Origin of the sequence: Pusillimonas minor (genome assembly GCF_014237865.1) — a bacterium.
Lineage (GTDB): Bacteria > Pseudomonadota > Gammaproteobacteria > Burkholderiales > Burkholderiaceae_B > Neopusillimonas > Neopusillimonas minor.
In genome coordinates, this window is record NZ_JACJUU010000006.1 from 133935 (window position 1) to 146741 (window position 12807).

A 12807-nucleotide genomic window follows, 5' to 3' on the forward strand; every position below is an offset into this window, starting at 1 on the left:
TCCATAGGTTCGACCCGTTTTATACCCTGACAGCATTGCCGTTTGCTATGATTTGTTCGACTTTTGTAACAAATTAACAGGACTCGGGCGTCTGGTATTTGCGCCCTCTCGAGGGATGTATGCGGCAAGGTATTTCGGTAGTTGATTCAGGCATTGTGGCCTCGGCACGAACGGGTGCACCTGCAGAATACGTGTTAAGGCCCAACGAAACCATCATTTCGAAAACCGACTTAAAAGGCAATATTACTTACGCGAACGACAACTTTGTTCGCATTAGCGGGTACACCCGCGACGAGCTTATTGGTGCGCCGCAAAGCATCGAGCGCCACCCCTACATGCCCAAACAGGTGTTTGCCGACTTGTGGGCTACCTTGCAAGAGGGTAAGGCCTGGGGCGGCATGATTAAAAACCGCTGCAAAAACGGTGACGAGTACTGGGTGCTTGCCTTTGTTGCGCCTATTGTCAAAAACGGCGAAGTCACCGGCTATACCTCGATTCGGGTCAAACCGGCCGAGCAAGCGTTGGCCGCCACCAAGGGGCTGTACGACCGGCTTAATCAGGGCGATAACTCGACGGTATTGCACAATGGTGTGCCAACATCCATGTCGTTCTGGGCGCGAGCACGGCGTCTGTTCCAGTTTTCGCTAAATACCAAATTTAATTTAATGGCCTTGCTGGTCACGCTGGTTTTGGGGGGCAGCGGGGTCAACGCGGTGCTTAACGGGCGCACCAACGAGCTCTATCTTCTTGTCCCGGAGCTGGTCATTATTTTGGCGGGCCTATATGCGCTGCGTCGTTCGCTTATTTCGCCGTTAACCGACGCGACCAAACTGCTGGTGTCCATGAGCAGCGGTAACCTGTACGACCGCATCCCCGCGCGCGGCGACGACGAACTGGGCCAAATCAGCCAATGGCTGCGTATCTTGCAGGTCAATATCAAGCTGCTGGTTGGGCAAATTCAAGAAACCACCCATCTGGTCAACCAAAGCTCTGCAGGTATTGCCAGCGGCAACGCCGAACTTGCCGAGCGTACCGAGGCGCAGTCATCCAGCCTGCAAGAAACCGCAGCCGCTATGGAAGAGATCACCTCGACGGTCAAGAGCAACGCCGACAACGCGAATTCGGCCAGCGATCTGGTTCACAAAACCTCCGAGGTCGCGCGCGATGGGCGAACCTCGGTGGGGCAGGTGACGGCGGTCATGGATGACATCTACGACGGCTCGCGCAAAATCAACGACATCATTACCGTTATCGACGGCATTGCATTCCAGACCAATATTCTGGCGCTGAATGCCTCGGTCGAGGCGGCTCGTGCAGGCGAGCAGGGCAGGGGGTTTGCGGTGGTGGCGGGCGAAGTACGCGCGCTGGCCCAGCGCAGCGCAACGGCCGCCAAAGAAATCCGCGAACTTATCGTGGCGTCGTCCGGCAATGTCGAGCGCGCCCATGCGTCGGTGCGCGAAGCCGAAAAAACCATGGGCGAAATTCTGTCATCGGCCGACAAGGCTGCGCAGCTCATGATCGATATTGCCAATGCCAGCCGCGAGCAAAGCGTGGGGGTGTCGCAGGTCAGCGAAGCCATTGCCCATCTCGATCAGCTTAATGTCCAGAATGAAGCGCAAGTTGATGCGGTTGCCGGGGCGTCGCAACAGATGCGGCGACAGGCTCAGTCGTTGTCTGACTTGGTCAGCGAATTCAAGATCGTTGCGCCCAGCCGCTAAGCGGTAGGTGCTTTAGTTTTAATGCGGGCGCGTGCGGCGCCCGCTGATCTTTTGGCGTCGTACATTGCCGCGTCGGCCGCCGCAATGACTTCGTCGGCCGACGCATAACCACGCAAGCTGGCTAGCCCGATACTGGCCGATACCCGGCCGGGTAGTTTAGAGCGGGCATCCTTTTTTTCAAGTGCTTGCAACACCCGCCCGGCAACCTCGCGCGCTTGTTCCAGTTGCGTTGCCGGCAGCAGCACCAGAAACTCGTCACCCCCCCAACGCGCCAGAATATCGCTGGTGCGTATGGCTTTGCGCAGTGCCTGGGAAACGTGTTTGAGCACCTTGTCGCCCGTCAGGTGCCCATGCTGGTCGTTGACGTCTTTGAACTTGTCCAGGTCGATCATCATGAGCGCGCCCGGGTTCTCGGGGTCAAGAATCGATTCAAGCTCGAAGCGCAAACGTACTTCGAACGCACGTCGGTTCAACAGGCCGGTAAGCGGGTCAAGGTGGGCCTGACGCTGTAGTGCATGGCGGGATTCGTCAAGTTCTTTGACCAGCAGACGCTGGGTCAGGTGCAGGCGCCTAAAGTCGAGCAGATGCATGACCTGATCGCGCAGCAGTTTCAGGGCCTCGATTTGGGCCTCGGTAATCGTGCGAGGTTCGTGGTCGAGCACGCACAACGTCCCCAGAGCATTGGTACCCGATTTAAGTAGCGCACCCGCATAGAACCGCAGGTTCTTTTCGCTGGCAAACACCAGCGGGTTGCTTTTTGTGCGGGCATCGGTCTGGGTGTCGTTGATCACCATGATGTCGTCTTCCAGCACGGCGTGTCGGCAAATAGATATGTCTAGCGGCGTTTCGCGAATCCCCAAACCGATTTCGGCCTTGAACCATTGACGTTCATCGTCGATGAAGTTGATGACAGCGATAGGTGCATTGCAGATATTGGCCGCCAGTTTGACGATGCCGTCGAACGCCGCTTCGTAGTCGGTATCGAGCACCTGATAGTCGGCCAGTGCCTTCAGGCGGGCCTGACTGGAAATGATGCCGTCGGGGGTTGGGGGTGAAGATGGGGACGTGCTCAACGCTACCTCGTTTGGTGGGCCGGGGAAATGGTACTGATCCATTCAAGGCATCAATTCATTTTAGAGCAAAGTCGTAACAAAGCGTTCCCCAGGTGTTGCGGTCGCCCAAAAACCGAAGTTGCATTTTGTTGCGATTTTAGGGGTTAAAACGGGGGGGATGCTCGGGAGAACCCACATTGCGCATGGCCGTTATTTCACTTAGTATTTTTTATGTCTTTAGTACTCACTACAATTTTTTTCGGTGTTTGCTACATTTTGAAGACAGGTTCCAGCTTGTGGCCTTATGTCAGGTGTTAGCAACAGGCCATTGGTAATTGCTGTATTACGTGCCTAACCGGCTCACCAGAGTTTTCGGGAGAAAATTAATGAAGTTGTTAAAACAAATCACTGTTGCTGCAGCAATGGCAATGGGGCTCAGTGCCTTTTCGGGGTCGACATTTGCAGCCGGCGACAAGATCCTGATCGGCGAGATCAATAGTTACAAAACGTTGCCGGCCAACCTTGAGCCCTACAAAAAGGGGTGGTTGTTGGCCCAAGAGCAGGTCAATGCCAAGGGTGGCGTGCTGGGCAAGCAGCTTGAAACCATCTTTCGTGATGACAACGCCAACGCGGGCGATGCCGTTCGTATTGCCGAAGAACTGATTTCACGCGAGCAAGTTGATATTTTGACGGGTGTGACGCTGTCGCACGTCGGATTGGCTGTCACAGACTTTGCCAAGCAGCGTAAGCGTTTCTTCCTGGCGTCCGGCCCGTTAAGCGACAAGGTGGTCTGGGATAACGGCAACCGGTATACCTATCGCTTGCGCGCGGGTACGCATGCTCTGTCCGCATCGGTGGCACCGGCCGCAGCTGCACTGAAGAAAAAGCGCTGGGCACTGATCTACCCCAACTACGAGTATGGTCAGGCCGCCGTAGCCTCGTTCAAGTCCGAACTGAAACGCCTGCAGCCTGACGTAGAGTTTGTGGCCGAGCAAGCCCCGCCGTTTGGCCGCCTGGATGCCGGTCCTGCCGTGCAAGCGCTTGAAGACGCCAAGCCCGACGCTATTTTCAACGTACTGTTCGGGCCCGACCTGACAAAGTTTGCGCGTGAAGGTAAAACCCGTGGTCTTTTCGAAGGCCGTGAAGTCGTCAGCTTGCTGACCGGCGAGCCCGAGTACCTGGACCCGTTGCGTGGCGATGCCCCCGAAAACTGGATTGTGACGGGCTACCCCTATAAAACCATCGATACGCCTGAGCATCGTGCGTTCATTGAAGCCTATCAGAAGAAATACGACGACTACCCTCGTCTGAACTCCGTCATTGGTTACTCGACGGTCATGGCTTTGGCTGCGGGCATCGAAAAAGCCGGCTCGACCGATACCGAGGCGTTGATCAAGGCATTCAAAGGGCTTGAGTTCAACACGCCGTTTGGACCCACTTATTTTCGCGAGCTCGACAACCAGTCGATGATGGGGATTTACGTCGGTCGTCTTGCCGTTGAAAACCGCAAGGGTGCGATGCCCACCGGTGAATACATCCCCGGCGAGAAGCTTCAACCTTCGGACGATTACGTGAAGTCACTGCGCAAGGCTGATTGAAGTCCTTCAAAAGAGCCGCCGTATGCACGTGCTGAACAGCTACGTGCACAAGGCAAAAGGCGGCCTTATCGGGTAACACGTCGTCTACGGGCGTGTTACCCGCCACTAAAACTATCTGCTGCGAGTTGTTATGGATTTCTCAGGGTTTATTGTGCAGTTGCTGAACGGCCTGGCCGGCGCATCGTCGCTGTTCCTGGTGGCCGCAGGGCTGTCGCTCATATTCGGCGTCACGCGCATCGTCAACTTTGCGCATGGCTCGTTTTATATGGTGGGCATTTACGTTGCCTATTCTTTGGTCATGACCTTCGAAAGCGCGCTGGGCTTTTGGGTGTCTGTTGTCGTCGCGGCGCTTTTGGTGGGGGTGTTTGGCGCTCTGATCGAAATATTTCTGTTACGTCGTATTTATCACGCGCCTGAGTTGTTTCAGTTGCTGGCTACCTTTGCGGTGGCCCTGATGGTGCGAGACGCTGTGCTTTGGTACTGGGGGCCCGAAGAGCTATTGGGACCACGTGCACCAGGGCTGGAAGGGTCCATTGAAATTCTGGGCCGGAACTTCCCGCAGTACGATATTTTCTTGATTCTTATTGGCCCGATTGTGCTGGGCTTGCTGTGGTTGTTGCTGACTAAAACCCACTGGGGGACGCTGGTGCGCGCCGCCACACAAGACCGTGGCATGGTCAGCGCCCTGGGTATCAATCAGGCCTGGCTGTTTACGGCGGTATTTGCCCTGGGGGCGGCGCTTGCCGCGTTGGGGGGTGCGTTGCAGTTACCCCGTGAACCTGCCAATCTTGAAATGGACATCCACATTATTGGTGCGGCGTTCGTGATTGTTGTGGTGGGCGGTATGGGGTCTATTACCGGCGCCTACGTGGCCGCGTTGCTTATCGCCGAACTGAAAGCGATCTGTATGTGGCTTGGCTTGGTCGAAATATTTGGTTTGACGATTTCGTTCTCGAAGCTGACGCTGGTGGTTGAATTTGTGGTCATGGCCGTGGTGCTTGTTTTGCGGCCCTGGGGTTTGTTTGGTCGGCCGCAGGCGGCGGGTCACAAAAACAACGATGGCGAAATGCCTTTGTTGCCGGCGTCCAAAATATTCAAGATCGGCATCGGCATTGTCCTGCTGTTCCTGGTCGCTACCCCCGGCATTTTCTCAAGCGCGCCTTACATCACCGTTTTGATGATCGACATTCTCATCGCAGCGTTGTTTGCCACCAGTTTGCACTTCATCATGGGCCCTGGCGGTATGCACTCATTCGGTCATGCCGCTTACTTTGGTCTTGGGGCTTACGGTGCGGCGTTGCTGGTGCAGGCCGCAGGTCTGCCCATGGAGATGGCCCTGATTGTCGGTCCGGTTATTGCTGGTCTAGGGGCATTCTTCTACGGCTGGTTCTGTGTGCGGTTGTCTGGCGTGTATTTGGCCATGTTGACGTTGGCCGTGGCGCAAATTACCTGGGCTATTTGTTTCCAGTGGGACGACTTCACCGGCGGCAGTAACGGTTTGACCGGTATCTGGCCTTCCGAGTGGTTGTCGAATAAAACGGTCTACTACTACCTCGTCCTGACGCTGGTTGTGCTGGGCATTATGTGGTTGCGCCGCGTATTGTTTTCACCCTTCGGGTATGCCATGCGGGCAGGACGCGACTCATTCCTTCGAGCCGACGCCATTGGTATCGACGTCAAGAAAATCCATTGGTATGGCTTTGTCCTGGCAGGTGTCGTTGCAGGTTTGGCCGGTGCATTGTTTGCGTTCTCGAAGGGTAGTATTGCCCCCGAAACCCTGCACGTGAACCGGTCTATTGACGGCCTGGTCATGGTGTTGCTGGGCGGCATGCAAAACCTGATGGGGCCGGTCGTGGGTGCGGTGTCCTTTACCTGGTTGCACGACACCGTCGCGCGTAATACAGAATTCTGGCGCGCCATGTTGGGGGGCATCATCCTGATTCTTGTGTTGCTGTTCCCGCAGGGTATTGCCGGTACGCTCAAGCAACTGGTGTCAAATTTTCAAAACCGTGGTGTCAAGCCTGCGGTAGGTCTTGAAGGAGCGCGGTCATGAGTTTGCTTACAGTAAACGGCCTGGGTAAGTCGTTCGGCGGCGTCAAAGCAGTCGATGGCATTAACTTTAATTTGCACGCTGGCGAGCTGCTGGCGCTTATTGGCCCGAATGGGGCGGGCAAGTCTACCACGTTCAATATGGTCAATGGTCAGCTGCACGCCGATCGTGGCTCCATCAAGCTTGACGGCCACGAACTCATCGGCAAGCCGCCGCGCGAGATCTGGCGGCTGGGTGTGGGCCGCACCTTCCAGATTGCCGAGACGTTTTCGTCTTTTACCGTGGTGGAGAACGTGCAAATGGCCTTGCTGTCGGCCGACAACCGACTGTTGTCCACCTGGCGTCGAGCGGCGGGGCACAAGCGCACCGAGGCGCTCGAATTGCTTGACCAGGTGGGCATGGCAGCCCAGGCCGACAGAGCCTGCAGCGAACTGGCTTACGGTGACGTCAAGCGTGTAGAACTGGCAGTGGCCATTGCCAATAGCCCCAAGTTACTGCTGATGGACGAGCCCACAGCGGGCATGGCGCCCAAAGAACGTAACGACCTGATGGCGCTGACCAAGCGCTTGGTGGTTGAGCGTGGCATGGCCGTGCTGTTTACCGAACACAGTATGGACGTTGTCTTCGCGTATGCCGATCGCATGATCGTTCTGGCGCGCGGGCGGCTGATTGCCGAAGGTAAACCATTGGAAATCAGGAACCACCCCAAGGTACAAGAAGTGTATTTCGGGACGGGTAAAACCTTTGAAAAAGAAGTGCAAGCGCAGGAGCCGGCATGAGTAAGTCTGAAGTTCTTCTTGAAGCACGCGGGCTGGTGGCCTGGTATGGGGCAGCACAAATTTTGTATGACCTTGACCTTGACGTCAGGCGGGGTGAGGTCGTTGCGCTAATGGGGCGTAATGGCGCGGGCAAATCCACGACCCTTAAAGCCATTATGGGCATGCTCGAAAAGCGTCGCGGCCAGATTTCGTTCATGGGTAGCGATATTTCGCGTACCGAACCCTATCATGCCGCACGCATGGGCCTGGCCTTTGTACCCGAAGACCGCCGCGTCTTTACCGATTTAACGGTCATGGAGAACCTTGCGGTGGGCCGCCAGGCGCCGCGTGCATGGCCCGATGGGGTCGCTGCGCCTGAATGGACGCCGGAGCGGTTGTTCAAATTGTTTCCTAACCTGGGTGAAATGCCGCAACGCCCGGGGGGGCGCATGAGTGGGGGCGAGCAGCAAATGCTGACGGTGTCTCGTGCGCTCATGGGTAATCCGTTTCTGGTTTTGCTCGACGAGCCCTCAGAAGGGGTGGCGCCGGTGATTGTCGAGCAGATGGCCCACATGATCCTCGAGCTTAAAAAGCAAGGCGTCAGTATTTTGCTGTCAGAACAAAACATGCACTTTGCTGAACTGGTGTCTGACCGGGCCTACGTGCTTGAAAAAGGCCAGATTGTTTATCAAGACACTATCGAGGCGCTCGCCGCAAACGAAGATGTGCGCCGTACCTATCTGACAGTGTGATCCTCCTGGTGGCTGTGTTGAGCCGGGGCGCCGCAAGGTGCTCCGGTTTTTTTCATGCCAAACCGTTACTATCGGGGCGACCGCGTTGCTGTCACCTGTGCGTTCGGCTGGTGCGTCGCAGTGTGTGTCAATCTACTGCCCATTTTGTTTTTTGTTAGCCAGTCTATGCCTTATCCGCTTTCATTTGATGTTGCCATTATTGGTGCCGGCCCGTCCGGGCTTATGGCAGCCGAAGTTATTTCGGCTGCGGGGTTGTCGGTGGCGGTATTCGAGGCCAAGCCATCGTTGGGACGCAAGTTTTTACGCGCCGGGGTGGGGGGGCTGAACCTCACGCATGCCGAGGCTTATGAACAGTTCTGCTCGCGTTACGGCGATCGGCAGCGTTGGCTGCAACCCATGCTCGACGCCTTTACGCCAACAGATGTTCGGCATTGGGCGCAAGGCCTGGGTATCGAGACCTTTGAGGGTTCTTCCGGCAAGGTGTTTCCGGTTCAGATGAAAGCCGCGCCGTTGTTGCGTGCGTGGTCGCAGCGCTTGCACGAGGGCGGTGTCAAGTTTATGTTGCGTCACCGTTGGCAAGGCTGGGTTGACGACGCGCTGCGTTTTACCACGCCATCGGGAGAGGTGTATGTAAAACCCCGGGCAACGGTTCTGGCGCTTGGGGGTGGCAGTTGGCCGCAACTGGGGGCCGATGCGGCCTGGGTCCCCTGGTTGCAAGAAAAGGAAGTGGTCATTGCCCCGTTGCAAAGCGCTAATTGCGGTTTTAACGTGAGCTGGACGCCGCACTTGCGTACCAAATTTGCCGGCGCACAGCTGAAAGCCGTCGCATTGACCTTTACCGATGCGTTGGGGACAACGCATACCCGGCGCGGGGAATTCGTGGTGAGTGAAACCGGTGTCGAGGGCAATCTGATTTATGCGTTGTCCGCATCTTTGCGCGACATGATCGTGCAAGAAGGCGCAGTGACGGTTTACGCCGATTTGGCGCCCGATCGGTCAACTGAAGCACTGTTCAACGAGCTGGCGCGCCCGCGAGGGTCCAGGTCGTTATCCAGCCACCTGCAAAGTCGGGTTGGCATTACCGGTATCAAGTCGGCCCTGCTTTACGAGGTGCTCGACAAATCATCGCTGGCCGACCCGATGCAACTCGCCCAGGCCGTAAAGGCGTTGCCCATCAGGCTGTTGTCGCCCAGGCCCATCGCCGAGGCCATCAGCACGGCCGGCGGGGTTGTGGCTGACGCGGTAGACGACACCTTGATGCTGAAAGCCATGCCGGGTGTTTTTGCTGCCGGGGAAATGCTCGATTGGGAGGCGCCGACAGGCGGCTATTTATTGACGGCCTGCCTGGCCCAGGGGGTATGGGCCGGCAATGGCGTGTGCGCCTGGCTGAAAGCGGAGCGGCCGGCTTAAGACGCCTGGAGGGCGCCGTCGTTGCGGCCCTTTCTGCGCATAGCAGCCTTTAATGGCAATTTAAGCGGTTCTGAATATCGCGCTGATTATGCGCCGCAGCCACGAATGTGCCGGGTCGCGTTGCATGCGTTCGTGCCAGTGTTGCCGTACATTGTAAGAGGGCAGGCTGACCGGGGGTGGCATGACCTGCACGCCATAGGCCTTACCCAGTTCGGCCGCCGCGCGGCGGGGCAGTGTGGCGATCATGTCACTGTTACCCACCACCGTGCCCAACCCCAAAAAATTGGGGATCCGCACACCGACTTTGCGATCGATACCCAGACGTTTCAGGCTGCGTTCGATAATCAGGTGGCCGGTGCCCGATGTCGTCACTATGACGTGATCTTCTCGCGCGTAGTCGTCCGGAGTCATCGTTTGGGTGATGCGAGGATGCCCTTCGCGCACCAGGCAGGCAAAGCCTTCTTCGAACAGGCTTTCCTGAACAAAGCGCCCGTCCATATCGGGGATAAAGCCAAGCGCGATATCAATTTCGCCATGCTGCAGTTGCTCGGGCAAGGCGTGGGTAATCGTTTGCACTTCCAGCTGGATATTAGGTGCGACATCGCGCAGCGTATTCAAAATGGCCGGCAGTACGACAATCTGGCCGATGTCCGTCATGGCAATCCGAAATTCGCGGTGATCGTGCTGCGGGTTGAAGTGTGGTTGGTAACTCAGGGTGGCCTCGAGTAGCGCAATGGCGTTGGCAACCATGTCTTGCAACTGGTCGGCAGTGGGTGTGGGCGTCATGCTGCCGCCTACGCGTACGAACAGCGGGTCGTCAAAGTGCTTGCGTAAACGCCCCAGTGCCAGGCTAACGGCGGGCTGGGTCAAGTCCAGCATTTCTGCCGCTCTCGACAAATTCTTGGTCTGATAAACGGCGTCGAACAGCTGCAGCAGACGCAGGTCAATGTTGGCCAGTTTTTCCATAATTAGAATTAATTGAAATTATTAAAATCATTATATTGAGTAAGAGTTTGGTCTGAAAGACAATGCATCAGAAAGGAGATGCATTCATGAGTTCTGCAGTTCGACAAGGTCACGAAACAGTGTTGGTGGTAGGCGGCGGTATCGGGGGCTGTGCAGTCGCCCTGATGCTGGCCCGTCAAGGGCGGCGCGTTCTTTTGCTTGAGCAGGCCGACGCCCTGCGCGAGATCGGCGCGGGCATTCAGCTTGGGCCGAACGCGTTTCGCATGTTCGACAAACTGGGTATTACGGCAGATGTTGAAAAGACGGTCGTGTACCCGGACCATCTGGTCATGATGGACGGGTTGACCGGCGAGCAGGTGACCAGCATGCGCATGGGTCAACCCTTTGTCGATCGCTTTGGCAAACCGTACGGGGTAATTTACCGGGCCGATCTTCACATGGCGCTGGTCAAGGCCTGCGAGGCACAGGCAGGCATTGAAATGCATACGGGCTGCAAGGTCGACCGCTACGAGGCGCACGGCGATCAGGTCACTGTCTATACCGAATCGGGCGCGTCTTACACCGGCGACGCATTGATCGGATGCGATGGCTTGTGGTCACGGATTCGGGCACAAATGCTGCAAGACGGCCCGCCCCGCGTGTCGGGACACATTGCTTACCGTGCCGTGCTGCCCACCGAAGACGTTCCTGCCCATTTGCGTCGCAACGACATGGTGTTGTGGGCCGGGCCAAAAAATCATCTGGTGCAGTACCCGCTGCGTTGTGGCGAACTGTACAACCTGGTGGCCGTCTTTCATAGCGACCGCTATGTCGAAGGTTGGGACGCATCCGCCGACCCCGAAGAGTTGCACCGCCGGTTTGCTGCCAATTGCGAGCCCGTGCGCCAGATGCTTTCAAAAATCGAAACCTGGCGTATGTGGGTGTTGTGTGACCGTGAGCCGGTTAAAAACTGGACGCAAGGGCGGGTGGCATTGTTGGGCGATGCCGCCCATCCCATGCTGCAGTATCTGGCGCAGGGCGCCGCAATGGCCATGGAAGATGCCGTGTGTTTGGCCGATGCGTTGGACAGCGGCGACGATATCCCCACCGCATTGCTGCGTTACCAAAATAAACGTTATCTGCGCACAGGGCGTGTTCAGCTGACGGCACGGCTTTATGGCGAGGTTTATCACGCTGATGGTGTAAAGCGCGAATTGCGCAATCTGATGCTTCAGTCCAGAAACGATGAGCAGGGCTATGAAAGCTTGTCCTGGTTGTATGACGCCGCCGGCGTGCCCTGACAGGGGATGGTAGACAAAGCAGTATCTATATAAAAACCAAAGGAGACAAAAATGCAATTAAAAAAATGGCTGGTCGCTACGGCGCTGGCAGGCGTACCTTTCGCGCAGGCACAGTCGGCCGAAGAGTTGCGTATAGGGGTTGTCACGTCAATGACCGGCGTGTATGCCGTGGGTGGTCAGCAGCTGCAGGCGGGTATTAACGCCTACATGAAGGTACACGGCGATGAAGTGGCAGGTAAAAAAATCAAGGTGATTTACCGCGATACGACGGGGCCTAACCCCGAGGTGGCCAAACGTGCAGCGCAAGAGCTGATTACTGCCGACAAGGTAAATGTTCTGGCCGGTTTCGACTTTACGCCTGGTGCGTTGGCCGTGGCGCCATTGGCGACACAGGCTAAAGTCCCTATGGTTGTGATGAATGCCGCCACGTCAATTATTACAGCGCGCTCGCCGTACATTGTGCGTACTTCGTTCACAACAGCTCAAACGTCGTACCCGATGGGTGAATGGGCCGCCAAGCAAGGCTTGAAGAACGTCTATATTAGCGTGGCCGATTTTGCGCCGGGCCACGAGGCGGCAAAGTGGTTCAAGAAAGCGTTTACCGAAGCCGGTGGCAATATCGTTGGCGAAGTCGCACTGCCTATCACCAGCTTCGATTATGGCCCGTTCATGCAGCGCATTAAAGACCAAAAGCCCGATGCGGTCTTTTCGTTTCTTCCGGTGGGTGAGCCCGTTATCTTGTACTACAAGTCTTGGGCGGAAAAGGGTCTGAGCGATGCGGGCATCAAGCTGATTTCTCCCGAAGGGTGGGTTGATCCTGACGTTCTTCGCGCGGCAGGCAATGCCTCGGTGGGTGCCATCTCGGGCGGCTTTTACACACCGTCGAATCAGACGCCTCAGAATCAGGCCTTTTTGAAGGCTTACAAAGAGGTCGCAGGTGATAAAACATTGCCTAATTATCTGGCTGTCGGCGCCTACGATGGCATGGCGGTTATTTACGAAGCGCTCAAGAAAACCGGCGGCGATGTCGACGGCACGCGTCTGGTTGACGCCATGAAGGGATTGGAGCTGCCAAGCCCTCGAGGCACAATTGCCATCGACCCAGACACACGCGACGTGATCAATACCGTTTATGTACGCAAGGTTGAAATGGTCGATGGCCAGCCCGTCGCGATTGATTTCGACAAGTTCGACGCCGTCAAAGACATGGGTAAGGAGTAACC

10 protein-coding genes are annotated in these 12807 nt (G+C 56.5%); 8 read left to right on the forward strand and 2 right to left on the reverse strand.

The genetic code is table 11. From position 1 onward, the window contains the following. The first annotated feature begins 119 nt into the window (after nt 1-119). Nucleotides 120-1718 carry a methyl-accepting chemotaxis protein gene (locus GTU67_RS09480; protein ID WP_185779835.1) on the forward strand — a complete coding sequence of 533 codons (1599 nt, stop codon included), beginning with the start codon at nt 120-122 and terminating at the stop codon, nt 1716-1718. Here GTU67_RS09480 and GTU67_RS09485 read toward each other — a convergent pair. Next, complete coding sequence (locus tag GTU67_RS09485; protein WP_185779836.1) at nt 1715-2791, reverse strand: sensor domain-containing diguanylate cyclase; 1077 nt, start codon at nt 2789-2791, stop codon at nt 1715-1717. The two genes, GTU67_RS09480 and GTU67_RS09485, sit on opposite strands and share 4 nt — an antisense overlap. 365 nt (nt 2792-3156) lie before the next feature. Between GTU67_RS09485 and GTU67_RS09490 the strand changes: the two genes are divergently transcribed. From GTU67_RS09490 to GTU67_RS09510, 5 genes are all read left to right on the forward strand, one after another. Beyond that, nucleotides 3157-4368, forward strand: coding sequence for an ABC transporter substrate-binding protein (locus tag GTU67_RS09490; protein ID WP_185779837.1), 1212 nt, complete (start codon nt 3157-3159; stop codon nt 4366-4368). Nucleotides 4369-4498: 130 nt separating this feature from the next. Continuing rightward, nucleotides 4499-6421: an ABC transporter permease gene (locus tag GTU67_RS09495; RefSeq protein WP_185779838.1), complete on the forward strand. Its 1923-nt coding sequence runs from the start codon at nt 4499-4501 to the stop codon at nt 6419-6421. After that, nucleotides 6418-7197, forward strand: a complete 780-nt coding sequence (locus tag GTU67_RS09500; protein WP_185779839.1) for an ABC transporter ATP-binding protein — start codon at nt 6418-6420, stop codon at nt 7195-7197. Before GTU67_RS09495 ends, GTU67_RS09500 begins: the two co-directional genes overlap by 4 nt. Beyond that, nucleotides 7194-7928 carry an ABC transporter ATP-binding protein gene (locus GTU67_RS09505; protein ID WP_185779840.1) on the forward strand — a complete coding sequence of 245 codons (735 nt, stop codon included), beginning with the start codon at nt 7194-7196 and terminating at the stop codon, nt 7926-7928. The genes GTU67_RS09500 and GTU67_RS09505 overlap by 4 nt, the downstream gene beginning before the upstream one ends. Before the next feature lie 165 nt (nt 7929-8093). After that, nucleotides 8094-9338, forward strand: a complete 1245-nt coding sequence (locus tag GTU67_RS09510) for a TIGR03862 family flavoprotein (protein ID WP_185779884.1) — start codon at nt 8094-8096, stop codon at nt 9336-9338. Between the two features lie 60 nt (nt 9339-9398). Here the strand turns inward: GTU67_RS09510 and GTU67_RS09515 are convergent, their stop codons facing one another. Further along, nucleotides 9399-10304 carry a LysR family transcriptional regulator gene (locus tag GTU67_RS09515; RefSeq protein ID WP_185779841.1) on the reverse strand — a complete coding sequence of 302 codons (906 nt, stop codon included), beginning with the start codon at nt 10302-10304 and terminating at the stop codon, nt 9399-9401. 86 nt (nt 10305-10390) lie between these two features. Between GTU67_RS09515 and GTU67_RS09520 the strand changes: the two genes are divergently transcribed. After that, nucleotides 10391-11584 (forward strand): 3-hydroxybenzoate 6-monooxygenase, encoded by a 1194-nt coding sequence (locus GTU67_RS09520; RefSeq protein ID WP_185779842.1) that lies wholly within the window; start codon nt 10391-10393, stop codon nt 11582-11584. Nucleotides 11585-11635: 51 nt separating this feature from the next. Continuing rightward, nucleotides 11636-12805: an ABC transporter substrate-binding protein gene (locus GTU67_RS09525; protein ID WP_185779843.1), complete on the forward strand. Its 1170-nt coding sequence runs from the start codon at nt 11636-11638 to the stop codon at nt 12803-12805. Nucleotides 12806-12807 lie beyond the last annotated feature (2 nt).